Source organism: Flavobacterium sp. M31R6, assembly GCF_013284035.1.
GTDB lineage: Bacteria > Bacteroidota > Bacteroidia > Flavobacteriales > Flavobacteriaceae > Flavobacterium.
In genome coordinates this window covers 1,279,948-1,306,110 of sequence record NZ_CP054141.1, presented here as the reverse complement: position 1 = coordinate 1,306,110, position 26,163 = coordinate 1,279,948, and the positions used below count along the sequence as shown (strand labels likewise).

Annotated in this window: 26 protein-coding genes and 2 tRNA genes; 16 read left to right on the top strand and 12 right to left on the bottom strand. The window is 35.7% G+C overall.

The window, feature by feature from the left end:
- The first annotated feature begins 25 nt into the window (after positions 1 to 25).
- Positions 26 to 598 carry a hypothetical protein gene (locus HQN62_RS05260; RefSeq protein WP_173503580.1) on the top strand — a complete coding sequence of 191 codons (573 nt, stop codon included), beginning with the start codon at positions 26 to 28 and terminating at the stop codon, positions 596 to 598.
- Between the two features lie 301 nt (positions 599 to 899).
- Positions 900 to 2,060, top strand: a complete 1,161-nt coding sequence (purT, locus tag HQN62_RS05255; RefSeq protein ID WP_173503579.1) for a formate-dependent phosphoribosylglycinamide formyltransferase — start codon at positions 900 to 902, stop codon at positions 2,058 to 2,060.
- Here purT and HQN62_RS05250 read toward each other — a convergent pair whose 3' ends face one another.
- Positions 2,061 to 2,924, bottom strand: coding sequence for an AraC family transcriptional regulator (locus tag HQN62_RS05250; protein WP_173503578.1), 864 nt, complete (start codon positions 2,922 to 2,924; stop codon positions 2,061 to 2,063).
- A gap of 91 nt (positions 2,925 to 3,015) precedes the next feature.
- On the opposite strand from HQN62_RS05250, the gene HQN62_RS05245 reads away from it, so the two are divergent.
- From HQN62_RS05245 to HQN62_RS05215, 7 genes are all read left to right on the top strand, one after another.
- A complete protein-coding gene (locus HQN62_RS05245) occupies positions 3,016 to 3,378 on the top strand; it encodes a DUF983 domain-containing protein (RefSeq protein ID WP_173503577.1) in 363 nt (120 codons plus the stop codon).
- 46 nt (positions 3,379 to 3,424) lie between these two features.
- A complete protein-coding gene (locus tag HQN62_RS05240; RefSeq protein ID WP_173503576.1) occupies positions 3,425 to 3,745 on the top strand; it encodes a DUF6370 family protein in 321 nt (106 codons plus the stop codon).
- Positions 3,746 to 4,321, top strand: a complete 576-nt coding sequence (locus tag HQN62_RS05235) for a Crp/Fnr family transcriptional regulator (RefSeq protein ID WP_173503575.1) — start codon at positions 3,746 to 3,748, stop codon at positions 4,319 to 4,321.
- Between the two features lie 78 nt (positions 4,322 to 4,399).
- The gene (locus HQN62_RS05230; protein WP_173503574.1) at positions 4,400 to 5,116 is read left to right on the top strand and encodes a pirin family protein; all 717 of its coding nucleotides are present in this window, start codon (positions 4,400 to 4,402) and stop codon (positions 5,114 to 5,116) included.
- A 124-nt stretch (positions 5,117 to 5,240) separates the two neighbouring features.
- Entirely contained in the window at positions 5,241 to 5,525 is a 285-nt protein-coding gene (locus HQN62_RS05225) for a GNAT family N-acetyltransferase (protein WP_173503573.1), read from the top strand.
- Positions 5,525 to 5,935, top strand: coding sequence for an OsmC family protein (locus HQN62_RS05220; RefSeq protein ID WP_173503572.1), 411 nt, complete (start codon positions 5,525 to 5,527; stop codon positions 5,933 to 5,935). Before HQN62_RS05225 ends, HQN62_RS05220 begins: the two co-directional genes overlap by 1 nt.
- Before the next feature lie 2 nt (positions 5,936 to 5,937).
- A complete protein-coding gene (locus HQN62_RS05215) occupies positions 5,938 to 6,168 on the top strand; it encodes a (4Fe-4S)-binding protein (RefSeq protein ID WP_173503571.1) in 231 nt (76 codons plus the stop codon).
- Here HQN62_RS05215 and HQN62_RS05210 read toward each other — a convergent pair.
- The 3 genes from HQN62_RS05210 to HQN62_RS05200 form a co-directional block, all read right to left on the bottom strand.
- Positions 6,165 to 6,722: a sugar O-acetyltransferase gene (locus HQN62_RS05210; protein WP_173503570.1), complete on the bottom strand. Its 558-nt coding sequence runs from the start codon at positions 6,720 to 6,722 to the stop codon at positions 6,165 to 6,167. The two genes, HQN62_RS05215 and HQN62_RS05210, sit on opposite strands and share 4 nt — an antisense overlap.
- Positions 6,723 to 6,731: 9 nt before the next feature.
- Positions 6,732 to 9,002, bottom strand: a complete 2,271-nt coding sequence (locus tag HQN62_RS05205; protein ID WP_173503569.1) for a glycosyltransferase — start codon at positions 9,000 to 9,002, stop codon at positions 6,732 to 6,734.
- 67 nt (positions 9,003 to 9,069) lie between these two features.
- Positions 9,070 to 10,536: a glycoside hydrolase family 130 protein gene (locus HQN62_RS05200; protein ID WP_173503568.1), complete on the bottom strand. Its 1,467-nt coding sequence runs from the start codon at positions 10,534 to 10,536 to the stop codon at positions 9,070 to 9,072.
- A gap of 459 nt (positions 10,537 to 10,995) precedes the next feature.
- Here HQN62_RS05200 and fabD point away from each other — a divergent pair, with 459 nt between their 5' ends.
- Positions 10,996 to 11,868, top strand: a complete 873-nt coding sequence (gene fabD / locus HQN62_RS05195; RefSeq protein WP_173503567.1) for an ACP S-malonyltransferase — start codon at positions 10,996 to 10,998, stop codon at positions 11,866 to 11,868.
- 83 nt (positions 11,869 to 11,951) lie between these two features.
- Here the strand turns inward: fabD and HQN62_RS05190 are convergent, their stop codons facing one another.
- The 4 genes from HQN62_RS05190 to HQN62_RS05175 all read right to left on the bottom strand — a co-directional run bounded on the left by HQN62_RS05190 (position 11,952) and on the right by HQN62_RS05175 (position 14,749).
- On the bottom strand, positions 11,952 to 12,269 hold the full coding sequence (locus HQN62_RS05190) for a hypothetical protein (protein ID WP_173503566.1): 318 nt from the start codon (positions 12,267 to 12,269) through the stop codon (positions 11,952 to 11,954).
- Positions 12,257 to 12,454: a hypothetical protein gene (locus HQN62_RS05185; protein WP_173503565.1), complete on the bottom strand. Its 198-nt coding sequence runs from the start codon at positions 12,452 to 12,454 to the stop codon at positions 12,257 to 12,259. The genes HQN62_RS05190 and HQN62_RS05185 overlap by 13 nt, the downstream gene beginning before the upstream one ends.
- A 104-nt stretch (positions 12,455 to 12,558) precedes the next feature.
- On the bottom strand, positions 12,559 to 13,572 hold the full coding sequence (gene galE, locus HQN62_RS05180) for a UDP-glucose 4-epimerase GalE (RefSeq protein ID WP_173503564.1): 1,014 nt from the start codon (positions 13,570 to 13,572) through the stop codon (positions 12,559 to 12,561).
- A gap of 46 nt (positions 13,573 to 13,618) precedes the next feature.
- Positions 13,619 to 14,749, bottom strand: a complete 1,131-nt coding sequence (locus tag HQN62_RS05175) for a DegT/DnrJ/EryC1/StrS family aminotransferase (RefSeq protein ID WP_173503563.1) — start codon at positions 14,747 to 14,749, stop codon at positions 13,619 to 13,621.
- 262 nt (positions 14,750 to 15,011) lie between these two features.
- On the opposite strand from HQN62_RS05175, the gene HQN62_RS05170 reads away from it, so the two are divergent.
- Together HQN62_RS05170 and HQN62_RS05165 are read left to right on the top strand one after the other, a co-directional pair.
- Positions 15,012 to 16,253: a 3-deoxy-D-manno-octulosonic acid transferase gene (locus HQN62_RS05170; protein ID WP_173503562.1), complete on the top strand. Its 1,242-nt coding sequence runs from the start codon at positions 15,012 to 15,014 to the stop codon at positions 16,251 to 16,253.
- Between the two features lie 232 nt (positions 16,254 to 16,485).
- Positions 16,486 to 16,701 (top strand): hypothetical protein, encoded by a 216-nt coding sequence (locus HQN62_RS05165; protein WP_116796129.1) that lies wholly within the window; start codon positions 16,486 to 16,488, stop codon positions 16,699 to 16,701.
- Between the two features lie 160 nt (positions 16,702 to 16,861).
- On the opposite strand, the gene HQN62_RS05160 is transcribed toward HQN62_RS05165, so the two are convergent.
- The 4 genes from HQN62_RS05160 to mutS form a co-directional block, all read right to left on the bottom strand.
- Entirely contained in the window at positions 16,862 to 17,209 is a 348-nt protein-coding gene (locus HQN62_RS05160) for a YegP family protein (protein ID WP_116796130.1), read from the bottom strand.
- A gap of 128 nt (positions 17,210 to 17,337) precedes the next feature.
- Positions 17,338 to 17,423: transfer RNA gene (locus HQN62_RS05155), tRNA-Leu, on the bottom strand.
- 79 nt (positions 17,424 to 17,502) lie between these two features.
- A tRNA-Gly gene (locus HQN62_RS05150) sits at positions 17,503 to 17,575 on the bottom strand.
- A gap of 145 nt (positions 17,576 to 17,720) precedes the next feature.
- A complete protein-coding gene (gene mutS, locus HQN62_RS05145) occupies positions 17,721 to 20,327 on the bottom strand; it encodes a DNA mismatch repair protein MutS (protein ID WP_173503561.1) in 2,607 nt (868 codons plus the stop codon).
- Between the two features lie 153 nt (positions 20,328 to 20,480).
- Between mutS and HQN62_RS05140 the strand changes: the two genes are divergently transcribed.
- The 4 genes from HQN62_RS05140 (at position 20,481) to HQN62_RS05125 (ending at position 26,109) form a co-directional block, all read left to right on the top strand.
- Complete coding sequence (locus HQN62_RS05140) at positions 20,481 to 20,945, top strand: DUF1573 domain-containing protein (protein ID WP_116798380.1); 465 nt, start codon at positions 20,481 to 20,483, stop codon at positions 20,943 to 20,945.
- Positions 20,946 to 21,020: 75 nt separating this feature from the next.
- Positions 21,021 to 21,551, top strand: a complete 531-nt coding sequence (locus tag HQN62_RS05135) for an RNA methyltransferase (RefSeq protein WP_173503560.1) — start codon at positions 21,021 to 21,023, stop codon at positions 21,549 to 21,551.
- 85 nt (positions 21,552 to 21,636) lie between these two features.
- Positions 21,637 to 23,799: a T9SS type B sorting domain-containing protein gene (locus tag HQN62_RS05130; protein ID WP_173503559.1), complete on the top strand. Its 2,163-nt coding sequence runs from the start codon at positions 21,637 to 21,639 to the stop codon at positions 23,797 to 23,799.
- A gap of 111 nt (positions 23,800 to 23,910) precedes the next feature.
- Positions 23,911 to 26,109, top strand: coding sequence for an Ig-like domain-containing protein (locus tag HQN62_RS05125; RefSeq protein ID WP_254454485.1), 2,199 nt, complete (start codon positions 23,911 to 23,913; stop codon positions 26,107 to 26,109).
- Positions 26,110 to 26,163: the final 54 nt, after the last annotated feature.

Sequence of the window (26,163 nt, the reverse complement as noted above, 5' to 3'; positions counted from 1 at the left end):
TTCATGAGCCTAAACCGCTAGAAAAATGAAGAGGTCAATTTTATTAATCAGCACACTATTACTCACAGCTACCACATTTGCACAACATCAAAAACTAGACCCGAATACGTTTACCATTTCGGTAAATTATAGTTATTCCGACCCATCATTATACGGTATAAGTGCCGAATTTGGCAACAGTAATTATTTCCTTTTCAATGAATACACTTCAAGCCTTCTAAACATTTACGCTTCACAATTGGATTATGACAATAATTTGGTGAAGGTAAAAGGCAATGGTTTCGCAGTTGAGATCGGCAAAAGAATTTATCAAAAAAGAGGCCGTAAATCCGGAATTTATCTCCAATGGCTATTGGCTTACTCGAGCACCGATTTTAACGAAACAACCTCTTTAGGTAATTTCGAAGGCAACTATTCTTACTGGAGTTTAATTAATCATGATATTGGATACAAAATAAAAATCGCAAAAAATTTTAGCATCGACCCTTCAATGGGATTCAATTGGAAATGGGAAGTAAAAGGAAAAGGAGACATCGACAATATCTACGTTGATAATTTCGTATTCCGATGCGGGGTAAAACTAGGTTACAGCTTTTAACCAAAATTCACAATTATAACTCAATTTTGGGCGTGTACCCGTTGCATAAAGAGGCTAACCGATAGTTGCGCTTATTCGCCTCTTTATGCAACGGGGTCGGGCTATCCGCGCTACTTTGGTAGCTTGCTCCTATCCCTCACGCGGGCAAACGACTAAATAAGTCGCCAAAATATTTTCAAAAGAAATTACGCAAACTCAGCAAGCTTTCCTAAAAAAATTAAACACAAAAAACGTATTTTTGTTATAATCATACACAGTAAACTAAACCCATAAACAGCATAACCCCTATAAACTTCTTTCAATGAAAATACTACTTCTAGGCTCAGGCGAATTAGGAAAAGAATTTACAATCGCTGCACAACGCATCGGGCAAACCATAATTGCTGTAGACAGTTACGAAAATGCTCCTGCAATGCAAGTAGCACATGGTTTTGAAGTCATCAATATGCTCGATGGAGACGCTTTGGACAAAATCGTAGCCAAACACCAACCCGATTTCATAGTTCCTGAAATAGAAGCCATCAGAACCGAGCGTTTCTATGATTACGAAAAACAAGGAATAACCGTAGTTCCCTCTGCAAAAGCGGCAAACTTTACGATGAACAGAAAAGCCATTCGCGATTTGGCCGCCAAAGAACTAGGATTAAGAACCGCCAATTATCGTTATGCCACTTCAGCCGAAGAATTGCATAAAGGTGTTGAAGCCGTTGGAATGCCATGCGTAGTAAAACCCTTAATGTCTTCCTCTGGAAAAGGACAATCAACTATAAAAACTGCTGCTGATATTGACAAAGCTTGGCAATATGCCGTAGAAGGTTCCCGTGGCGATGTAGTTGAAGTCATAGTCGAAGCTTTCGTAAAATTCAATTCTGAGATCACATTATTGACCGTAGTTCAGAACAACAACCCTACTCTATTTTGCGCACCAATCGGTCACAGACAAGAACGTGGCGATTATCAAGAAAGCTGGCAACCCGCAAAAGTATCCGACAAAGACCTATACGAAGCACAAGACATGGCCGAAAAAGTAACCGAAGCTCTAGGCGGAGCGGGATTATTTGGTGTTGAATTTTTCCTAGCCGATGATGGTGTTTATTTCTCTGAATTATCTCCAAGGCCACACGACACCGGAATGGTAACTTTGGCGGGAACGCAAAACTTTAATGAATTCGAATTGCATTTACGTGCCATTTTGAGCCTTCCAATTTTCGAAATTACTCTAGAAAAAGCAGGAGCGAGTGCCGTAATTTTGGCTTCCGAAAATTCAGCAAATCCAACTTTCACCGGAATAGAAAAAATCGCTGCTTTGTCGAAAACCGATTTTAGACTTTTTGGAAAACCTACCTCAAGACCTTATCGCAGAATGGGCGTGGCTTTAGTCAATGACACCTTAGACTCTACAATTGAGGAAGTGGTAGAAAAAGCGAAAGAAGCCGCTGGATTAATCAAAGTACATTCTTAATTACTTTTTAGAATCTCGAAAAGCCGTCGGCGTTATTGCAGTATGCTTCTTAAATAACCGCACAAAATAGGAATAGTCATCGAAACCCAACGCTGTTGCAATTTCGTTGACTGTTCTTTTTTTATCCATCAGCATTCTTTTTGCTTCGAGAATAATTCTGTCCGTAATGACCTGAGTCGTCGTCTTTTTTAGGATTTCATTACATATCCTATTCAAATGCTTCAGCGTAATATGGAGTTGGGAAGCGTAAAAAGAAGGCGCTTTTTCTGTCCAAAAATACTTTTCCAAAAGCGCATCAAAATCTTTGATTTTCACATTATAGGAATGTGTTTCCAAAACATGGCTTTCATTATATTTCCTCGCAATTTCAATATGAATACTATCCAATAAATTCATGATTTTATCCTGCTTCATAACCTTATTGCCTTGATACTCCTCTAGCATATTATGAAAATAAGGTTCAATTGACTTTAATTCTTTGTCATCAAATATCATCTCGGGAGAATTCCCCAATGAAGAATAAAAAGGATAAGCCTCTATACTCTTTTGCCTAAAATAAAGATTGTACATCTCTTGGGAATAAAAAACAACAAACCCATCAATATCATCAGACAAACTCCAATGATGTATTTGTCCGGGCAGCATAAAAAACATACTTCCGGGCTGAATCTTAAATGTATCAAAATCGATATCATGCGTTCCTGATCCATTGGTAAAAATAACCAGTACATACGAATTATGTCTATGTGGCTCTTCCACAAAGCTGTGATCGACCAAGTGATTTTTGAAAGTGTTTATATAGAAATCACTATTGACATCATTACAATTGAATCGCTGAATCGAATAAATTGGATATTTGCTCATAATTTCTAAATGTCTTTATTGTCCTATAATTAGCGAATATAGAAAATAGCTGTGACACGAATAAAAAATACCTTTGAAAAAAAATAAAAAAATGTCACACACACTTGTTCACATCCTAAATAATGACTGCCCACATTGTCATGAGGGAAAAGTATTCAACGAAAAAAATATTTTCTTAAATATTGGTTTTCCAAAAATGAATCAATATTGTCCTCATTGTCATTTTAAATTCGAAAAAGAGCCTGGCTATTTTTTTGGTGCCATGTATGTAAACTATGGATTAACCGTTGCGCAAGGAATTGCCACTTACCTAATTGCACAACAATTTTTTACAGAAAGATTCGATTTAAGAATCATTGCCATTATTGCCATAGTTATTCTGTCAATGGCTTCTTTCAATATTCGTCTTTCAAGATTGCTATGGATTTACATGTTTAAAAACTATTCCATCTAGAATTAGAACCAAAATACTTAACTTAGGGCTTTCAAATCCGTCCTAAATGAAAAATCTATTCACAATCGTATTATTGTTTATAGCGCTAATATCAGGTGCTCAAGAAAAAAAGGAGCTATTAAAATCCCAAATTGTAGAAGTTTCTTGTGGTCAATGCCAATTTGGTTTAAAAGGAAAAGGCTGTGATTTAGCCGTTCGCATCGACGGTAAATCTTATTTTGTGGATGGAACCAAAATTGACGACCACGGAGATGCAGACGCCAAAGACGGTTTTTGCAAAACCATCAGAAAAGCGGAGGTTGCAGGTACAATTGTCAATAATCGTTTCAAAGTAACTTCCTTTACTTTACTTCCAGAGCAAAAATAAATGGAATTAATACTCAAAAACATTGCTCAACACGTATCGCTTACTCAACAGGAGCAGGAGCTTTTCTTATCCAAAACAGAGATACACCATTACAAAGCCAAAACCATTTTATTGAATAGTGGCGCAATCTGCAAACATTCTTACTTTGTGAATTCGGGTATTTTACGCAGTTTCAACATTAATGATAATATTGTAGAACATGTATTGACTTTTGCTTGCGAAGGTTGGTGGATTGGCGATATGTACAGTTTGCTTTCGCAAAAGCCGGGCAACCTGTTCATAGAAGTTTTAGAAGATGCCGAAGTAGTTTTGTTATCTAAAGAAAACCAAGATATACTGTACAGGGAAATCCCAAAATTAGAACGTTTCTTCAGAATACTTACCGAAAATTCATTGGTCGCCAATCAAGAACGCTTAATGGATAATCTAAGCCTTACCGCTGAAGAGCGCTTTGAAAAATTCTGCAAAAAGTACCCTACACTCATTCAGAAAATTGCCCAAAAACAAATTGCTTCTTATTTAGGAGTTACTCCCGAGTTTTTTAGCAAAATGAAAAGCAAAATGCTTAGGAAATAATTTCTTAATCTAGGTTAAGTGCAAAACGCTGACATCAGATATAAATTTGTATAACAAAAATCACTAAATTTATATATCATGAAAAATACAGTTTTACACAAAGCCGACACAAGAGGACACGCAGATCATGGATGGTTAAATGCTTATCACAGTTTTAGCTTCGCTAGTTGGTACAACCCAGATAGAGTTCAGTTTGGAACCTTACGCGTTTTAAACGACGATACTATTGGCGCCGGAATGGGTTTTGGTACACATCCACACGACAATATGGAAATCATTACTATTCCGTTGGAAGGGGATTTGGCTCACAAAGACAGTATGGGAAATGAATCTACCATAAAAACTGGCGATATACAAGTTATGAGTGCCGGTACTGGAATTCAACACAGTGAATTTAATCCAAATGCAGATTTACGCACCAAACTTTTTCAAATTTGGTTATTCCCAAAAACGAGAAATGTGACTCCACGCTACCAACAAATCACGTATGATACTACTGAACAAAAAAATAATTTTGCTCAAATATTATCTCCAAACTCTGATGATGCCGGAGTATGGATCCATCAAGATGCTTGGTTTCATTTAGCCGATTTTGAAGCTGGTTTTTCTAAAAACTACGAGATTAAAAAAGAAGGAAACGGTATGTACGTTTTTGTAATATCGGGAACAATAACTGTTGACGGTCAAGAATTGGAAACTCGTGACGGTTTAGGCATAACTGATTTTAAAACTTTGGATATCAAAGCAACAACTGACGCGAAATTTCTATTAATGGAAATTCCGATGATTTATTAAAAAATAGATACTGAGTTTCTGAGAAGCTGAGATTCTAAGATTAAAAAGAAAGTTCAATTTATAGAATATAAAAAACTTAGAATCTTAGAATCTCAGATTCTTAGCAACTTTAAAAACAAAAACAATGACCGAAACAGTAAATATAGAATTCAACGAAAAAAACGGTAATTTCAACATTACATCCGAAGGTAGAAAAGTAGCGCTAATGACTTTTGTATTTGCCGGCCCAGATAAAATCATCATTGACCATACCGAAGTATCTCCCGTATTCAACGGAAAAGGGTTGGGTAAAAAATTAGTGGAGAAAGCAGTTGAAGTGGCAAGAGAAAAAAATTGGAAGATTATCCCCTTATGTCCTTTTGCCAAAAAAACTTTTGACAGAAACCCTCAATTTAACGACGTATTATAATGGAAGATCTTTTCGAAAATGACATACTTGGCCACATAGGTACTCAAAAATACTTATGTAACATCACTTGGAGAAACGGGCAATTTCTTATGGACGAACCCGAAAATGTTGGCGGTAAAAATTTAGGAATGGATCCATTTTCGACTTTGCTAGCTTCTTTGGCAGGCTGTACCCTTTCTACGCTAAGAATGTACATTGATAGAAAAGAATGGATAATCCCAGAAATAAATATTTCACTAAATTTATATCAAGAAACCGTAGTTGGCGAATTGACAACAACAATAAGAAGAAACATCACTTTTTCGGGAGAAGTTACTCCCGAGCAAAAAGAGCGATTACTAATCATTGCTGATAAATGTCCGATTTCAAAACTACTAAAAGGAACAACAATCATTAACACCACCCTTTAACCATGGATCCAAAAAACATCAAAAAAGAATATACCAACGGTGAAGTAACCATTGTATGGCAATCAGGGAAATGTATTCATTCCGGAAATTGCGTGCGCAATAATCCTGACGTTTTCAAACCGAAAGAACAACCATGGATTACAGCCGAAAATTCAACAACAGAAAAAATTATTGAAACAATCAATAAATGTCCATCAGGAGCATTGAGCTTTTATATGAATAAAAAAGATTAATCCTCATTCAATTTCCGAATCACTTTAGCAGGATTACCCACTGCTAAAGAATTTTCGGGAATATCTTTGGTTACTATAGACCCAGCTCCAATTACAGACCCAGCTCCAATAGTGACTCCTGGACAAATAACGGAGTTCCCTCCTATCCAACAATCATCGCCAATCGACACGGGCTTGGAACTTTCGACAGTTCTTCTTTCAATAGCATTGAGCGGATGGGTTGCTGTATAAATATGTACTCCCGGCGCAAAGAAAACATTATTCCCAATTGTCACTTTCATTGTGTCCAAAACCACACAATTGACATTGAAATATACATTCTCCCCCGAATGTATATTGTATCCATAATCACAATGAAACGGTGGTTCTATATACAATCGTTTATGTGAATTCGGCATCAACTCCCTAAGAATCGCACGTGACCTCCCATTCATGAAATATTCGGTAACATTCAATTTATGTAATAGCTTTTTGGCTTTGGTACGCTCTTCTGTTAATTGTTTATCATTGGCAAAATAAACTTCGCCCAAAAGCATTTTTTCTTTTTCGGTCATTCTTCTAAATTATTTTTCAAATTGTAAAGCACTCTTGGTATCCAAGTGTCTGTACTTTTTATAATCTTTATATTCATTCATGATGAGCTGTGCTTTAAAAAAACAAAGCGTCGATTCTGCACCTTGATTGATATTCACATTTTTATCTTCAAGTCCGTCATAGGAAGCTCCATTTACTGAATTGTAAATAATCTGATTCAGATGATTATTCCCCAAAAACCATGAAAATGCTAGATTCAGTTGGTTTCTGTATTTCACATTTCCGGTTACCTGATAAAACAAATGCAAGGTAATAATTGTTGTCGCTACTTCAATAGGCTGTTCGCCGTAAGTGCTTTTTTTTTCACCTTTAACAAACCATCCTCTATTTGAAATTACGCTTAATTCTCCCTTCATAAAATAATGAGACAAGAGAAAATCAAACGTAGTCAAGGCTATTTTTTTGTATTTCAAATCTCCTGTCGCCAAAAAACTAAAAAGCATCGCCTCAGGGAGTACATTATTGGCATAGGTCATATAATCTTCATACCAGCACCAATCATCATCAGAATTGATGTGATAATGATTCAATAATTTATCGGCAAGTTGAGCTATAGCTGTTTTAATTTTTTCCTCTTTATTAGCTTGGTAGTAATAATAAAGTCCCTTGAGTGTATAAGCAATCGCCCTGGGCGAAGTGACCTCATCAATATTCATAACGGCTTTGTTCCATACTTTTTGGGCTTGTTCAACTAAATCTATCGGGAGTTTTTTTTGATAGGACAACAAAAAACCCAAACTCCACAATCCTCTTCCATTGCAATCTTCAAGATTCACCAACTCGTTCTGTTTTGTCAATTGACGGTTAATGTCTTTGTAATTATCAAATCTTCCGTCTTCTCGCTGTATTTCTGCAATAAAATTTAAATAGATTTTTGCCATATTCAAGGAAATAGGATCTGAGCTCCTATCATAATACATTACCATATTAATCAATGCACGAGCATTATCATCCAAAGTATACCCTGATGACAAATCGGGTTGGCTAAAATTCGAGAACTGAAGAATCCCATAATCTGTTGTCAATTCTTTGATGTGATCCAACTTTATAGGTGGAAAAGTGAATCTTAATTTCTCCTTGCTTTCTGTCACTTCAGCAAATAGGAATGCGCATTTTAAAGCGATATTCTCCCAAGTTGTTTCGTGAGTAAAAGCATAGCCATTGCGTCCCATTTCCAATCGTTTCTCTTTGTTTTCAACTAATTCCAATATGGCGCTATGAAATTCCTCGGGCTTGTCAAATTCATGTAGCAATATTCCGATACCTGAGTTCAAATCCTCAATAGCATGAGCTATCGGAGTTGAAATAATAGCACAACCACAGCTCATTGCATATGCAAAAGTCCCGCTCACAGCCTGATTTGGATCTTTGGAAGCAAACAAATAAATGTCTGATGAAATCAAATAGTTAAGAAGTTGTTTTAACTCCAGGAATTCATTGATAAAGAAAACATTGTTCTCAATATTCAGTTTCTTGGTCGTCTCAATAAGCATATTACGGTATTTCTCTCCTTCTTTTTTCAAGACTTCAGGATGTGTTTTCCCGATTACCAAATAGACAACTTCGGGATGTTTTGCTATAATCTCGGGCAGGGAATACAAAACGGTTTCAATGTTTTTATTATCACTAATTAATCCAAATGTTGACAATACTGTTTTACCGGAATAATTGAATTCATTTTTTAGTTTTTCCTTTTGATCCCAAAGCACCATATGAGTGCCATGCGGAATTATCCTTAATTTCGACTCCTGACAATCATAATCTCTTATTAAAATCTCCTGGGATCTTTTGGTCAGTACCACGATTTTGTTTGACAAATCAATGATAGCCTGAACTATTTTTTTTAATTTATCGTTTGGCCTAGGCAATACCGTATGAAAAACAGTTGCAATTGGTTTGTTTATCGCCAATAAAAAGGACAATAGGTAATTTCCGTAATCTCCTTCATAAAGACCAAATTCATGCTCAATACAAATCATTCCAATATCATCACGGTTGTTGATTTTTTCAGCCAGAATACGATACTCATCAATCGAAGAAACTGTTAGTGCATAATGTACATCTAGGCCATATTCAAATTGATTTTCTTCTTTTTGCAAAGCACATACCTCTATAGGCAGTGAATCCCCAAAGATTAACTTAACAGAATTAACTACATCACTAGAAAAAGTTGCCAATCCACATTGTCTCGGCGGATAAGAACTCATCAACAGTATGATTTTACTTTTTTTGGTTTTCACTTGTACTTATTTTCTATTTTCATCGTTGACTATAATCCAATTTTAGATTAAGCTCATTTTATAGCAATTACTTTTTACTGTTTTTCAAAGCAACCATTAATTCCACCATATCCACTACGGCATAAGTAGAAGAATAATCCGAAACAGCGTAAGGTAATATGAGGCTGTTATTATGGATAATCGAACCACAGGAATAGACCACATTGGGCACGTATCCTTCACGCTCATCTTCCAAAGGAGTTAGCAAAGGCTCAGGCAATCTACCAATCTCTTTTGAAGGATCATCTAGGTCAAACAATGACGCACCTATACAATAACGTCTCATTGCCCCTACACCATGAGTAATCACCAACCACCCTTCTTGAGTCCATAAAGGAGAACCACAATTGCCAATTTGAGTATATTCCCATGGATATTCAGGCCTCTGAATAATTTGTGGATCTTTCCATTCATTCGGTCGTGTCGAATACATCAGATAATTGTTTACTCCATCTATTCTTCCCAACATGGCATATTTACCTTTTATCTTCTTAGGAAATAACGCCATTCCTTTGCTCTGCGAGCCTTCGCCATGCAAAGGCATTATGCGAAAAGTATAAAAATCTTCTGTGGTAACTAACTTTGAAAGGATCGAATGTCCATTATAAGCGGTATAGGTTCCCATTACACTTTCGGTACCATCATCATCCACAAAACGAACAAAACGGGCATCTTCAATTCCGCGACTCTCAACATCAGATACTGGAAATATAACGCGCTCGGAAATATCGGAATCATGCTTGAATTGTATATCATAAAACGAATCCAACAACCAAATCACTTCTTCAATAGCCTCTCTTTTTTCTTTACCAATATTTGGATCCATTAATTCTGTATTAAGCAAATCCTTAAACACAGAATACTCGAAGACTTCTGGTAAGTCACACATTATGGGTGAATAAATATCTAGTGTATGCATTTCCGTCAATTTGGATAAAACTCGTTTTTTATTAAACATCATTTTATGCGAAACCTCTGCCTTTTCAATACTGTCACCAATTCGCATCATCCTCAAATTATTGTCCTTATCAATAATCCCTCTTCTGAATACGATGGAAGAAACATGTCCTTCTCCTGTAGCCCGAAACGAAAGAACTACACGTTTCTCTCCTTTTTCCAAACTCGATTGATCAAAATCTTCTACCATTGAAGGATTAAAAAATGCAGCCGATTCGATGGAATATTCCATTGTAAAATACGAGCCAATAAGCATTTTTCTTTCTTCTGACAGTTCCTCATAATTTATTTGCATTTCTTCGATTATTGTCCGAACATTTCCGCAATGTTTATAAAATAAAGAAGAAATATTCCGGTGCCTTCTTGCAAACTCTCTGTTTATTTGTTCCAAAGTATGACTAACCTGTTGATCGTTCATAACCAATATACGGCCAATCAATTCTTTGGTTCTTTCTTCTCCGCTCATAAAATATCGAGCAACAACTCTACTGGAATCAGGCAAAAACTTTACATTTTTTCGGGTAACAGAGACTTTCATAAATTTATATTTTAGACTATAAGCAAACGTTTTTGGGTTTTACTAAAAAAATATCTCAAGTAAATCAGAAGGGCTAATTTTATTTCCTACCAATTCTCTTTCAAATATTTTTTTAGGTATGATGTGAATTAAAAAAAGAGAAATAAAAACTACAATTTCCACACATGAAACCCTATCAAATATACAAAATAAAAAAACATAAAATTTTGATTTTAAATAGGTTAAATACAGTATTTATTCAGTCTTCTTAAAAAAACAAAACAATCTCATTTAGCCCTGATGGAAGGGAAAATCCTTTTTGTCTCGTCCTCAGACGAGACAAAAAGATTGGAATGACAGCAGGAGAATTGTTCTTGATGTGCAAAAAATTGTTGCTCCTAAAAAAAGTAGTACTTTTGTAGTCGGTTTTTTGATTTCACTTTTGAAAACCTAAAACTTTTAAACATTAAACGAAAAAATATGAAGGCATACGTATTTCCAGGTCAAGGCGCACAATTCACGGGAATGGGCAAAGACTTATATGAAAACTCAGCATTAGCAAAGGAATTATTCGAAAAAGCGAATGAAATTCTAGGTTTCCGCATCACCGACATCATGTTTGAAGGAACGGCTGAGGAATTGAAAGAAACCAAAGTAACGCAACCGGCAGTCTTTTTACATTCGGTTATTTTAGCCAAAACATTGGAAGATTTCAAACCAGAAATGGTTGCAGGACACTCTTTGGGTGAATTCTCAGCATTGGTTGCCAATGGCGCTTTATCGTTTGAAGACGGATTAAAATTAGTTTCACAACGCGCTTTGGCAATGCAAAAAGCCTGCGAAATCAAGCCTTCAACAATGGCTGCCGTTTTAGGATTGGCCGATAATATCGTTGAAGAAGTTTGTGCTTCTATCGATGAAGTTGTGGTAGCTGCTAATTACAATTGTCCTGGACAATTAGTAATCTCAGGAGAATTTTCTGCAGTAGAAAAAGCTTGTGAAGCAATGAAAGCCGCTGGCGCAAAAAGAGCTTTATTATTACCTGTTGGTGGCGCTTTTCACTCACCAATGATGGAACCTGCAAGAGAGGAACTTGCTGCCGCTATTGAAGCGACTACATTCTCTACTCCTATTTGCCCAGTGTATCAAAACGTGACAGCAAGCGCAGTATCTGACGCCAACGAAATCAAGAAAAACTTAATCATTCAATTAACCGCTCCAGTACGTTGGACACAATCTGTACAACAAATGATTGCCGATGGTGCAACTTTGTTTACGGAAGTAGGTCCAGGAAAAGTATTGGCAGGTTTGATTGGAAAAATTGACAAAGAAGCTGCGACAGCAAATGCTTAAATCTTAGACTGCTGATTGCAGTTTTTAGAAAGTAGATAAATAATAAAATCCCCACAAATATCAATTTTGGGGATTTTTTTTATTTAAAGTTCTTTTGCTTCCTCACAATGATTATTCATTATTCCTGTGATTAAGAAAATTGCATCTTGTTTTTCAAAGAAAACGTACCATGTGGTTCTAGCATTGGCTTTATAAAAAATATAATTTGAACCTAAATATTGGAGCTTTTGGGGAGTGGATTTATGTGGAAAACTATTTATTTCCAAAATTATGAAATCTACAATTTTATCAACATAAAGCTGTGCATTTTCAGAATAGCTAAAATACTCTTCTTCAAAAAGCGTATAAATCAATTCATCAAAATAATCTAAAACCTTATTCTTAAAAATTATTTTTTCCAAGGATATGCTTTTATTCTTTTATGCATTTCTGCCTTAAATTCTTCGGGAGTATAGCCATTTTTAACTTCTTCATCAAAATCAAAAGTTGCCCTGTCAATTCCTTTGAATTTAACTCTCGAAGTTTCGTAAACTACAGAAGACTCTTCTACTTTAGTTATTTTAGGATTATCTTTTTTAGGGTTCATGGCTCATAATTTATCTAACGAATTTACAACTAATTATTTAAAACAAAAAATACCAAATTATCATGATGATAATTTGGTATTAATTTTATTCTGAAGTCTAAAATCTAACTTCTAATCTTCTGTTCCCATTTCCAGGCGCTGGCCATGGCTTCATCCAAGGTTGACTGTGCCTTCCAGCCCAAAATATTATTGGCTTTATCGGTATTGGCATAAGCTTCGGTAATATCGCCTTCTCTTCGAGGAACAATCTTATAAGGGAGTTTTTTACCACTCACTTTTTCGAAACTGCGAATCACTTCCAAAACCGAACTTCCCGTTCCTGTTCCCAAATTGAATGTTTCTACTTTGTCGAGGTTCTTTTTATTCAGTAAACGCTGCAAAGCAATAACATGGGCTTTAGCCAAATCGACTACGTGAATGTAATCTCGAATACACGTCCCGTCCGGCGTAGGATAGTCATCTCCAAAAACAGACAATTCCTGACGCAAACCAAAACCAGTTTGGGTAATAAAAGGCACTAAGTTTTGTGGTACGCCCAATGGTAGTTCCCCAATTTCGGCAGAAGGGTGTGAACCAATCGGATTGAAATAGCGCAATAAAATAGCGTTGATATTGGTCGCCTTTGCAACATCAATTATAATTTCTTCCCCTATTTTCTTGGTATTACCATAAGGGGACATTGGCTGTTGCACTGGAGCATTTTCAGTAATTGGCATTTTTTCGGCTTGACCATAAACCGTACAAGACGAACTAAAGATAAAATTAGCTTCGTCTTTCTTTTCTAATTCCTGCAAAATGTAAACCAACGTACCTAAGTTGTTTTCATAATACAGCAAAGGATTTTCCACGCTTTCACCCACTGCTTTAGAAGCTGCAAAATGAATAACTCCATTAACATCATTGTGTTTTTTGAAAAATTCTTGCACGCTCTTTTTTTCACGTAAATCCAACTTTTCAAATATTGGCATCCTGCCTGTAATAGCAACAATCCCTTTTAAAACTTCTTCCGAAGAATTAGAAAGATTATCAATAATCACAACCTCAAAACCCTCATTTTGTAATTCGACTACAGTATGGGAACCAATGAAACCTAAACCTCCTGTTACTAGTATTTTCATGTTTGTTTATATAAAAAAGACGCTATAGATAGCGTCTTTATGGAAATTATTTTAAATATTCTAAAACACTGTCCGTTATAAATTTAATTTGATCATCATCAAGTTCTGTATGCATCGGTAGTGAAATTACTTCTTTTACCAATTGATTCGTTACCGGAAAATCTTCCTCTTTGTAACGCACATCCAAATACGCTTTTTGCGAATGCAACGGAATCGGGTAATATATAGCACATGGAATTCCTTTGTCCAGCAAATGTTGCATTAATCCGTCTCTATTAGCCCCAACAATTCGCAATGTATATTGGTGAAAAACATGGCAATCACAATTATCGCAAATACTAGGAGAAACAATATTTTTGTGCCCTTCAAAAGCAGCAGTATATTTTCTGGCAGCATTTTGTCTTGCTTTTCCATATTCATCTAAAAAAGGCAATTTAGCATTAAGCACAGCGGCTTGAATACTGTCCAAACGAGAATTCACGCCTACTACATCATGGTGATAACGTTCATACATTCCGTGATTTACGATTCCGCGCAGTTTGTGTGCCAAAGCATCATCATTGGTAAAAATAGCGCCACCATCACCATAACATCCTAAATTTTTTGACGGAAAAAAAGAAGTAGAAGATACATGTCCAATAGTTCCAGCTTTCTTTTTTGTCCCATCCGAGAATTTACAATTCGCTCCTATAGCTTGCGCATTATCTTCAATTACATACAAATTATGTTCTTTGGCGATAGCCATAATAGCTTCCATATTGGCAGCTCGTCCAAATAAATGAACCGGCACAATCGCTTTGGTTTTTGGTGTAATCGCTTTTTTGATAGCCTCAATAGAAATATTCATATTCACCATATCCACATCTACCAAGACAGGCGTTAATTGCAACAATGCAATCACTTCAACAGTAGCTGCAAAAGTAAAATCGGCTGTAATAACTTCGTCGCCAGGCTTTAAATCCAATCCCATCATGGCGATTTGCAAGGCATCGGTTCCGTTAGCACAAGGAATTACGTGCTTAACATCTAAATATTCTTCTAACGATTTTTGAAATTTATGAACCTGTGGCCCATTAATATAAGTATTGGTATCCAAAACTTCCTGAATCGAAGCATTTACAGTTGCTGCGATTTTATCGTATTGACTTTTTAAGTCAACCATTTGTATTTTTTTCATGTATTCTTTTTTAGTATCCTATGCCTTTCAAAGGAACAATTAATAGAAGTAAACTTGCTTTAAGATCAAATTTAACTGCAATTTAGCCATCCCAAACAAGCAGCACAAAAATAGTTATTTAATGAGTTTAAACCAATCAAACCCACAATAAAAAATATTTTTCCGATGAAATAAAAAGTGGGTTCCTGACAACGATAATTTAAACATTTATTAGGGAAGAAAATAACACAAAGAAAATGTATTTTTACAAAAAAAATCATCAATGCATTTTCTTTATAATTTAGCCATTCTGTCCACCCAATTTTTATTAAAAATTATAGCTTTTTTCAGCCCTAAAATGAAACTTTTCGTTGATGGAAGAAAAGATGTTTTTACTATTTTGGAACAAAAAATATCAGCTAAAGACCAGACCATTTGGTTTCATGCTGCCTCCCTAGGTGAATACGAGCAAGGCCTGCCTGTGATTGAAAAAATCAAAGAAAAGTATCCAACCCATAAAATCGTGATTACCTTTTTTTCTCCATCAGGTTATGAAGTTCGAAAAAATAATACTGTTGCCGACGCAACGGTTTATCTACCTTTGGACACCCCAAAAAACACCAAACGCTTTTTAGAATTGGTACATCCAGACTTTGTATTCTTCATTAAATATGAATTTTGGATTAATTATTTAGACCAATTGCAAAAACAAAACATTCCAACTTATTTGATTTCGGGTATTTTTAGAGAAAAGCAATTATTCTTCAAATGGTATGGTGGTTTTTACAGAAAAGCGTTGGACACCTTTACCCATTTCTTTGTACAAAATGAAAACTCAAGAAAACTAATTAGCTCGTTAGGAAAAACCAATGTCACAGTTTCTGGCGACACCCGATTTGACCGAGTTGTTGCTATCTTAGAAAAAGACAATGCTTTGGACTTTATAGCTCAATTTAAAAACAATAAAACAACAATCGTAATAGGAAGTTCTTGGCCTAAAGACGAAGCATTACTTTCAGAATACATCAATTCATGCACTCACGATGTTAAATTCATTATTGCGCCCCACAACATAAAGCCCGAGCAAATCAAACAACTGCAAAATAGCATCACTAAAAAGACAGTACTATTTTCAGAAAAAGACAACAAAGATTTATCACAATTTGAAGTATTCATAGTTGATACCATTGGCATATTAACCCGAATTTACAGTTATGGAGACATTGCCTATGTAGGTGGTGGTTTTGGAAATCCAGGCGTACACAATTTGTTGGAACCAGCTACTTTTGGAATCCCGATCGTAATTGGCCCAAATTATTCTCATTTTGACGAAGCCATTAATTTAGTAAAAATTGGAGGCTGCATCTCAATAAACGATTCTAAAGAGCTCCAAATAGCCTTTTCAACTTTAATTCAAAACACTGACATAAGACATCAAAAAGGGGAGATTTGCAGCTCTTTTGTACAAAAAAACAAAGGAGCTACTAACAGCATTTTGGAAAAAATAACTCACAAGAAAAGCTAAAAACAAAAGAATTACAACTATTTGTAACCGAGTGAAAAAGAAACATAAAACCACATAAATCAAGAAGATATTTTATCTTTTGTAATTATTTACCTATTTTATATTCCCTAAAAGAAAAAGCTAACCCCTTGATTGAAAATTATTTTTAAAAAATAAATGAAAAAATATTTTACATATTAAAAATTTTATATCTTTGCCACGAATTAATAATTAACCTTTATATTAAATTAAGATGAAAAAAGTATTTTTAAGTTTAGCTGTTGTTGCTGTATTAACTGTTGTATCTTGTAAAAAAGCTGATGCTCCTGCTGAAGAAACTACTGCTGTAGATTCTACTGCTGTTGCTCCTGCTGATACTACTGCTGTAGCTGCTGATACTGCTGCTGTAGCTGTTGATTCTGCTGCTGCTGCACCTGCTGCAACTCCTGCTGCTGCTCCAGCTAAGTAATTTCAAATTACGCTAGAAAAAAATAAGCTGCATCCAATGCAGCTTTTTTTTTGGACCTATTTCAACGAATCTATCATTTCACTACTTTGAAAGATATCCAAAAAAAATACCATCACGAAATCGTGATGGTATTTTTTTTTCTTTTATCATACCCTAATAATCAATCCAAAAAAATCAAATCATTATCCGAGAAGTCCAAGATTTCCGAAACTGACGCATATTTCATGATTTCATCAATCCCTTTCTGAACCCTTAATTCGGTCGTATATTTTCTACTTAAAGCAAAAGGTGCCCCATCCAAAAACAGCTTAAAAAAATATTTCCCCCCAGCCGATTTGTGCTTATCAAAAGTCGCCAGATTAATATTGCTTTTAAAATACTCAACTGCTTCTTCGCACTCAAACTTAAGCTCATACTTCAAGCTCGTAAAAATAACTTTCCCTTTTCTGGAAGTAAACACAAACTTATATTGATCATCAAATCTTTTACTAATTACAAAAGCACCCATTTGATTTTAGAATTTAAAATTTAGATTACCGATTTCAAACAAAAGATTAAATCACTGACACACAAACTAGTTCATCATTATAATTTACACAAATAAAAAAAGCTCCAAACATAGTTTGAAGCTTTTTGTACTCAGAGCGGGACTTGAACCCGCACGAACATTGCTGTTCACTGGATTTTAAGTCCAGCGTGTCTACCAATTTCACCATCCGAGCATTATACTTTTCGGTTTTATATATAATTTTTTTGAAAAATTAATTAAATATAGCACCATCCGAGCATTAGACGATTTTGAGCGAAAAACGGGGCTCGAACCCGCGACCTCGACCTTGGCAAGGTCGCGCTCTACCAACTGAGCTATTTTCGCATTTCATTCTTAAAAAGAACCGCAACACTTATCTCGTATTGCGGTTGCAAATTTAGAATATTTATTCAATTACACAAGGCTTTTTTTGAAAAAAAATTGATATAAAATTTAACGTTCTGACAACGATAACTTTAAATCTGTAAAATTATTTCCTGGATAGCATTCTTTTAATCTCATTGAGTTTCATCAATGCTTCAACAGGAGTAATGGCGTTTATATCTAAATTAACAATCTCTTCTTTTATTTCCTCCAGCAAAGGATCATCAAGATTAAAGAAGCTCATTTGCATTTCATCTTTTGCCGATTTTATACCATTCAATACATCACTCGAATGGTTTTTTTCTAATTTCTTCAGCATTTTTTGTGCTCTTGAAATAACAAGCTGAGGCATCCCCGCCATTTTGGCTACATGGATACCAAAACTGTGTGCGCTTCCCCCTTTTACTAATTTTCGAATAAAAAGCACTGTATCCTTTAATTCTTTTACAGAAACATTATAATTCTGAATTCGAGGCATCGTCTCACTCATCTCATTCAATTCGTGATAATGCGTTGCAAACAATGTTTTGGGTCTGGATGGATGCTCGTGCAAAAACTCGGCGATAGCCCAAGCAATAGAAATCCCGTCATAAGTACTCGTTCCTCTTCCAATTTCATCCAACAACACCAAACTTCGATCGGATATATTATTCAAAATAGAAGCGGTTTCATTCATCTCGACCATAAAAGTAGACTCTCCCATCGAAATATTATCTGAAGCACCCACTCTGGTAAATATCTTATCCACAATTCCCATCCTAACACTTTCCGCCGGAACAAAACTTCCCATTTGTGCAAGCAATACAATCAAAGCCGTTTGACGTAATATTGCCGACTTACCCGACATATTGGGTCCAGTAATCATTATCAATTGCTGCGCTTCTCTATCTAGAAAAACATCATTAGTAATATATGGAACTCCAACTGGCAATTGCTTTTCAATTACAGGATGTCTTCCATCTTTAATTTCTAGTTCAAATGTTTCGTCAATTTCTGGGCAAACGTATTTATTCTCAATTGCCAGCTGCGTAAAACAACACAAACAATCCAATTGTGCTACCAAATTAGCATTCATCTGAACAGGCTTGATGTACGTAGCCACCCAACTCACTAATTGCTCAAATAAATCGCTTTCAATTTTTTGAATTTTCTCTTCCGCCCCTAAAATTTTAGTTTCATATTCCTTTAGCTCCTCGGTAATATAACGCTCCGCACTTACTAATGTTTGCTTTCTAATCCACTCTGCAGGAACTTTATCTTTATGTGTATTTCGAACTTCAATATAATATCCAAAAACGTTATTGAACGATATTTTCAATGAAGAAATTCCTGTACGTTCGGATTCTCTTTTCTCAATTCCTTCCAAAAACTGCTTTCCAGAAGTAGATATCGCACGCAAATCATCCAATTCTGCATTAATTCCTTTAGCAATCGCATTCCCTTTGGCAATCGCCACGGGTGCATCCTGATTTAAGGTAATTTGTATTTTTTCACGTAATAAATCGCAGCTATGCAAACTGTCTCCAATTACTTTTACAGCTTCCTGCGGACTTGACAAAGCCAATGTCTTGATTGGAATAATGGCATCCAATGATTCTTTCAGATAAACTACTTCACGAGGCGAAACCTTACCTGTGGCAATTTTGGAAATCAAACGCTCCAGATCCGAAATCTGTTTGATTTGATTTTGAATATTTTTTAAAACATCTTGGTTTTCTTTCAAATAAGAAACTACTTGATGACGACTTTTTATTTTATTACTATCTTTTAAAGGCAAAGCCAACCAGCGTTTTAACAAACGCCCACCCATTGGCGAAAGCGTTTTATCAATTACATCCAATAGCGTAACAGCATTTGGATTATAGCTGTGATACAATTCCAGATTCCGAATCGTGAATCGATCCATCCAAACATAGGCATCCTCAGCAATTCTATGGATAGCCGTAATGTGCTGTACTCTATTATGCTGTGTTTCGGATAAATAATAAAGAATGGCACCCGATGCAATAATTCCTTCTCTCAATTCTTCGATTCCAAAACCTTTTAAAGAAACAGTTTGAAAATGTTTCGTCAATGTTTCTAAAGCATAATCTTCTTTAAAAATCCAATCTTCCAAATAGAAATTATGGAAATCCTCCCCGAAAATTTCACGGAATTCGCTTTTGCTGTTTTTTGGAACCAAAACCTCACTCGGATTGAAATTTTGAAGCAATTTATCTATGTATTCAGCATTCCCTTGGGCAGTAAGAAATTCACCAGTGGAAACATCCAAAAATGAAACACCAATCATTTTATTGGCAAAATAAACTGCCGCAAGAAAATTATTGGTTTTAGAATGCAAAACCTCATCATTCATGGAAACTCCCGGCGTAACAAGTTCCGTAACCCCACGTTTAACGATGGTTTTGGTCATTTTGGGATCTTCCAATTGATCACAAATAGCCACTCGAAGCCCCGCTTTGACTAATTTAGGCAAATAAGTATTGATAGAATGATGAGGAAAACCAGCCAGTGCAGTCTCAGTCTCGGAACCCGCCCCTCTTTTCGTTAATGTGATTCCCAGAATTTTAGAAGCCCGAACGGCATCTTCTCCAAAAGTTTCATAAAAATCCCCAACACGAAACAACAAGCAAGCATCAGGATATTTCCTTTTGATTTCATTGTATTGTTTCATTAATGGAGTCTCTTTAACTATCTTATCTTTTGCTGCCAAAATTGTTGTATTAGAATGAATAAAAAACTCAGCGAATTTATAATTTTATACCGCAAAAAACTAAGGCGAAAAAAAATTAAATTAGTTTTAAGAAAAATTTACAATACAATTTTGTTAATTTGTTTAAATTTGTCAATCAAATCTAAAAAGACTATGAAAAAAATACTTCTACTAGCGATGCTAACTATTTTAGGAACAACTGTTTCTAACGCTCAAGAGACTTCAAAAAAAGCTAAAAAAGCAAAAACAACTGCAGTTGCTGCATTACCAAAAGTAGATGGTGCAGGAATGGTTTTTGAAAATGAAACTATTGATTATGGGACCGTAGCTCACAATGCTGATGGTAATCGTCAATTTGTTTTCACTAATAATGGTAACAAACCATTAATTATCACAAACACTCAAGGATCTTGTGGATGTACAGTACCAACTACACCAAAAGAACCAATTGCGCCAGGAGCAAAAGGAGTTATTGGAGTAAAATATGCTACAGACAGAGTAGGTCCATTTACAAAAACTGTGACTGTAACTTCAAATGCTGAAGGTCAACCAACAAAAACCCTTACAATTAAAGGAACTGTTTTACCAGACGCTGCACCTGCTGCAACAAAAAGCTAACATTACTTTTTTATCAAATAAAGAAAGGCTTCCTGATTTTTGGGAAGCCTTTTTTATAAAAACAATTACCCAACTATGAGAAAACTTGAAAACAGCGAACTAGAAAGAAAATCAATTGACGATTTTAAAAAATCTGAAAAAACACCCTTGATTTTAGTTTTGGACGACATTCGCAGTTTGCACAACATAGGATCTGTTTTCAGAACGGCCGATGCTTTTTTAATCGAAAAAATAATCTTGTGCGGTATCACAGCCACTCCTCCAAATAAGGAAATTCACAAAACCGCTCTTGGCGCAACCGAAACTGTAGCTTGGGAACATCATGAAAATGTACTAGAAGTTATTGCGAATTTAAAAGAAGAAAACATCATTACCCTCGCTATTGAACAAGTTGAAAGTTCCGTTTTCCTTCAAGATTTTAAAGTAGACAAAAAGCAAAAGTATGCTTTAATCTTCGGAAATGAAGTTTATGGTGTGGCACAGGAAGCTGTAGCTTTATGTGACGGATGCATCGAAATTCCGCAATTGGGAACCAAACATTCTTTAAATATTTCTGTAAGTGCTGGGATTGCAGTTTGGGATTTATTTAAACAATTTAACAATTAAAAGTCAATTTGTAATTACTCATTTTTTATCTAATAAACTTCTAAACAAACTTTTGCGTTTTGATTTAAAAGCCTATTTTTATAAAATGAAAATTAGACTCCACATCAACATATTATTACTTTTTGCATTTTCAATTTATAATTTTGGTTATGCTAATCTCATCCATAATCCACCTAAAAAAGGATTTACTGCTTCACTAATAAAATCGAACAAAAAAACTCATTCACTTGCCAATGTTGCACCAATTCTTACTGCGACAGACGATCAAACTTATTGTCCTTTAACCAGCGTCAATATTGCACCATCAATTTCCATTACAGATCCAGACGACACAGGTACTGATGCGATTTACATCCAAATTTCATCGGGTTATATCAAAGGAGAAGACCTTTTATCTCTTAATAATGCTTTATCACATACCTCAATTACAAGCAGCTGGAATTCTAATGAAGGGAAATTAACATTAAAAAGTCCCACAGGAGCACAAGTAACCTATATCGATTTTGAAAATGCCATAAAAGACGTTCAGTTTAACAGTTCTTCGGCTACACCCTCAGGGATAAGAAAATTTTCAATTAGTATAGGCCAAGCCAATTATTTACCTAGAAACGGTCATTATTATGAATACGTGCCTAACTTAGGAATTACTTGGACCGCTGCCAAGGCCGCGGCAGACATCAGAACTTACTATGGACTTAAAGGCTATCTGGCTACGCTTACCGCCGCAGACGAAGCGCAATTAGCAGGAAAACAAGCTCCAGGAGCTGGCTGGATTGGCGGAAGTGATGCCGAAACAGAAGGTGTCTGGAAATGGGTAACAGGGCCTGAAGCAGGCACTGTTTTTTGGAATGGCCTTTCCAATGGTTCAAGTCCCAATTTTGCTTTCTGGAATTCAGGAGAACCTAATCAAGCAGGGGATGAAGATTATGCCCATATCACGGCTCCCGGAGTTGGAATAGCAGGTTCTTGGAATGATTTAGCCAATGCTGGAAGTCCGAGTGGTGATTACCAGCCCAAAGGATACATTGTGGAATATGGAGGAACAGCCGGAGATCCGGTATTACAACTTTCAGCCAGTACTACTCTGACCATTGCATCCATAACGAGTACCAAACCAGATTCAAGATGTGACGCAGGAACAGTTACCCTACAAGCTACGGCTACAACAGGAACTATTAATTGGTATGATGCCGTAACCGGAGGCAACTACATGGGAACTGGCGCTAATTTTATCACTCCAATTTTAAACACTACAACCAACTATTATGTTGAAACAACAACCGCTAGTTGTGCCAGCAGCAGAACTGCAGTAGAAGCCAAAGTAAGCATCACTCCAACAATCACAGATACAAATTCTCCCGTAACCAACTGTGGACCTGGATTATTTACATTAACAGCGACTCCCTCTATTGGAACCATAAATTGGTATTCTCAAATTGCAGGAACTGTTGTAGGCAGTGGATCGCCCTACATCACACCGCACATTGCTACAAGCACAACCTATTTTGCCGAAGCCATAAACAATGGCTGTACAAACGGCATAAAAGTTCCTGTTGACTTACTTGTTTACCCATTACCAGCAGTTACTAATGAAACTGTAAAAAAATGTAATCTCAGCACAGTTACATTGGATGCAGCAATTCCCAATATGACCTACCTATGGTCAACAAATGAAACTACTCAAACAATTGACGTTTCGACAACAGGAATTTACACAGTAGATGTAACTAGTCTTGCGCCTGAAAACTGTACTAACAGAAAAACAATTACCGTAGTCGAGGACAATAAACCAGAAATAAAAGAGGTAAAAGTCGACGAAACAACCGTTACAATAGAACTAGTAAAAACTGAAGATTATTTTGAATTCTCAATAGACGGATATAATTACCAAGATTCCAATGTTTTCACTAATGCACCCAGCGGATTACAAACCGCTTATGTTCGCGATATCAATAAATGCAGTATTGACAGTGAACCTTTCATCGTCATTATTGTCCCAAAATATTTCACTCCAAACAATGATGGATTTAATGATGTTTGGGAAATAAAAGGACTAATAAACTATCCTTTGGCCGAAGTTTCCCTTTTTGACCGCTACGGAAAATTAATAACCCAACTCAATCATTCCAATCACAGTTGGGATGGCAATTTTAACAAAAAACCATTACCCGCAACTGACTATTGGTATCTGCTAAAATTGGACCCTAATAGCCCAGAATTAAAAGGACATTTTTCTTTAAAGAGATAATGTAATCGTTTTTCTTTTAATGTTATATATTGATTGTAATTGTATTTTAAGATTAAAAGAATTTCAACATAAAAAAATATTACGTTCTCTTTTGTAAAAAATTGCATTGTATTGAAAACCGTATTCAAAAATAAAATACTTTCTCTTTTTGTTGTAATATTTTTTAATACAACAGGCACTATCAATGCCAATAATCCTCCCAAAAAAGATTTCAAAAAAAACTATATTCAAAATATCAACTTATCTAAATCTATTTTTATAACAGGCTCTCCTATAATCAGAGCAACGGGAAATCAAATTTATTGTCCGCAAACCAGCATTAAAATAGTTACTGATATAAGCATTAATGATCCTGCAGAGAACACAATTAATGCAATAAACGTTCAAATATCCTCAGGATATTTAATTGGAGAAGATGTTTTGACGCTAACAGGTTTGCATCCAACGGTGACGTCAATTTGGAATGCAGAAACCGGAAAACTCTCACTTACGAGTATAAACGGAAATCCACTACCTCATTCAGATTTTATTAATGCTGTCAAAAATATTGAATTCAAAACCAGTTCTGCAGTACCTACTGGCAGCAGAAATTTTTCTATAAATTTAGGCAAATCCAATTACCTTCCCTCGTCCACACATTATTATCAATTCGTATCCTCACCTGGCATTTCATGGGGAAATGCTAAAAGAGCCGCAGAATCAAGTTCTTACTTTGGTTTAAAAGGCTACTTAGCGACCATTACCACATTAGACGAAGCTAAATTTATAGGAGAGCAACTCTCTGGAAATGGATGGATTGCTGGAAGTGACGCCTTAAAAGAAGGAGAATGGAGATGGCAATCGGGACCAGAAATGGGTACAATTTTTTGGAATGGACTTCAAGCTGGCTATACTACTACTTTCGCTTATTGGAATAACTATAAAGAACCTGATAATGGAGGAATAATAGACTTCATAAAAAGACCTGGAGTAGAAGATTATGCTTATATCACAGATCCAAATAATGGACAAAAAGGAACTTGGAATGACTTAGAACTTTATGGAGTGGAAGACCCTACAAAATTTAACCATCCTAAAGGATACATTGTTGAATATGGTGGCATGCCGGGCGATCCTCCACTACAAATGTCAGCCAGCACTACTTTAACTATGCTTGCAATTACAAGTACGGTTGCTCCACAAATTTGCAATTCTGGAAGCAGTAAGCTCGAAGCCACAACCTCTACAGGAACAATCAATTGGTATGACACAGCAATTGGCGGAAATATAATTGCAACAGGCACCAATTTTGCAACACCAATTTTGAACACCTCAACAACCTATTATGTAGAAAGCACTATTGCAGGTTGTAAAACCCAAAGAACCCCCGTTGATGTAAAAGTAAATTCAGTCCCAAACATAACCCCTGAAACTGTACTTTCACCAGTTTGTGGTTTTGGTATTTTTTTCTTAAAAGTCACAGCAAGCGAAGGAATAATAAATTGGTTTCCAACAAATTCAGGAGGCAGCATTTTAGGAACTGGATTCACTTATATAACGCCACAAATCTCTACAAACACCACTTTTTATGCAGAGGCCAATAACAATAACTGTATTTCATTAACAAGAACACCATTTAAAATTGAGATCTATCCGCTTCCTCCTGTAACAGATCAAAAAGTAGCTATATGCATTCCTGGTTCAGTTGAGCTGGACGTCTCTATTCCTAACATGACTTATCTTTGGAACACCGGCGAAACCTCGCAAACAATTAAAGCTCCAACAACAGGAATTTACACCGTAGATGTGACCAGCCCAGCGCCAGAAAATTGCACAAACACAAAAAAAATTACTGTATTTGAATATGACAAACCCGAAATAAAGAGTGTAAAAGTTGACGAAACAACCGTTACCATTGAACTAATAAAAAACGAAGATTATTTTGAATATTCAATAGACGGCATTTACTATCAAAGCTCTAATGTTTTTACGAATGCACCCAGCGGATTACAAACCGCTTATGTACGTGAAATCAATCAATGCAGCATCGATGACAAACCTTTTATTGTAATCATTGTCCCGAAATATTTCACTCCAAACAATGACGGATATAATGATGTCTGGGAGATAAAAGGATTGATAAACTATCCCTTAGCCGAAGTAATTCTTTTTGATCGTTATGGAAAAAAAATCGCCCAACTCAATCATTCCAATCGTGGTTGGGATGGAACATTCAACAAAAATCCTTTGCCTGCGACTGATTATTGGTATGTACTAAAATTGGATACTAATAGCCCCGAATTGAAAGGACATTTTTCCTTAAAAAGGTAAAGCACTGATTTTATATCGATTACAAATATTCATTTTAAACAAGTTCTCTTTTAT

Bases quoted from the DNA above. Each gene is read 5' to 3' on its own strand.
- HQN62_RS05135 (WP_173503560.1), top strand. From the start codon at position 21,021: ATGAGAAAACTTGAAAACAGCGAACTAGAAAGAAAATCAATTGACGAT.
- HQN62_RS05260 (WP_173503580.1), top strand. From the start codon at position 26: ATGAAGAGGTCAATTTTATTAATCAGCACACTATTACTCACAGCTACC.
- HQN62_RS05200 (WP_173503568.1), bottom strand. From the start codon at position 10,536: ATGAAAGTCTCTGTTACCCGAAAAAATGTAAAGTTTTTGCCTGATTCC.
- HQN62_RS05210 (WP_173503570.1), bottom strand. From the start codon at position 6,722: ATGACCGAAAAAGAAAAAATGCTTTTGGGCGAAGTTTATTTTGCCAAT.
- HQN62_RS05245 (WP_173503577.1), top strand. From the start codon at position 3,016: ATGTCACACACACTTGTTCACATCCTAAATAATGACTGCCCACATTGT.
- HQN62_RS05185 (WP_173503565.1), bottom strand. From the start codon at position 12,454: ATGAACCCTAAAAAAGATAATCCTAAAATAACTAAAGTAGAAGAGTCT.
- HQN62_RS05130 (WP_173503559.1), top strand. From the start codon at position 21,637: ATGAAAATTAGACTCCACATCAACATATTATTACTTTTTGCATTTTCA.
- HQN62_RS05175 (WP_173503563.1), bottom strand. From the start codon at position 14,749: ATGAAAAAAATACAAATGGTTGACTTAAAAAGTCAATACGATAAAATC.
- purT (WP_173503579.1), top strand. From the start codon at position 900: ATGAAAATACTACTTCTAGGCTCAGGCGAATTAGGAAAAGAATTTACA.
- HQN62_RS05215 (WP_173503571.1), top strand. From the start codon at position 5,938: ATGGATCCAAAAAACATCAAAAAAGAATATACCAACGGTGAAGTAACC.
- HQN62_RS05165 (WP_116796129.1), top strand. From the start codon at position 16,486: ATGAAAAAAGTATTTTTAAGTTTAGCTGTTGTTGCTGTATTAACTGTT.
- HQN62_RS05240 (WP_173503576.1), top strand. From the start codon at position 3,425: ATGAAAAATCTATTCACAATCGTATTATTGTTTATAGCGCTAATATCA.
- fabD (WP_173503567.1), top strand. From the start codon at position 10,996: ATGAAGGCATACGTATTTCCAGGTCAAGGCGCACAATTCACGGGAATG.
- HQN62_RS05170 (WP_173503562.1), top strand. From the start codon at position 15,012: ATGCATTTTCTTTATAATTTAGCCATTCTGTCCACCCAATTTTTATTA.
- HQN62_RS05220 (WP_173503572.1), top strand. From the start codon at position 5,525: ATGGAAGATCTTTTCGAAAATGACATACTTGGCCACATAGGTACTCAA.
- HQN62_RS05235 (WP_173503575.1), top strand. From the start codon at position 3,746: ATGGAATTAATACTCAAAAACATTGCTCAACACGTATCGCTTACTCAA.
- HQN62_RS05225 (WP_173503573.1), top strand. From the start codon at position 5,241: ATGACCGAAACAGTAAATATAGAATTCAACGAAAAAAACGGTAATTTC.
- HQN62_RS05250 (WP_173503578.1), bottom strand. From the start codon at position 2,924: ATGAGCAAATATCCAATTTATTCGATTCAGCGATTCAATTGTAATGAT.
- HQN62_RS05230 (WP_173503574.1), top strand. From the start codon at position 4,400: ATGAAAAATACAGTTTTACACAAAGCCGACACAAGAGGACACGCAGAT.
- galE (WP_173503564.1), bottom strand. From the start codon at position 13,572: ATGAAAATACTAGTAACAGGAGGTTTAGGTTTCATTGGTTCCCATACT.
- HQN62_RS05160 (WP_116796130.1), bottom strand. From the start codon at position 17,209: ATGGGTGCTTTTGTAATTAGTAAAAGATTTGATGATCAATATAAGTTT.
- HQN62_RS05140 (WP_116798380.1), top strand. From the start codon at position 20,481: ATGAAAAAAATACTTCTACTAGCGATGCTAACTATTTTAGGAACAACT.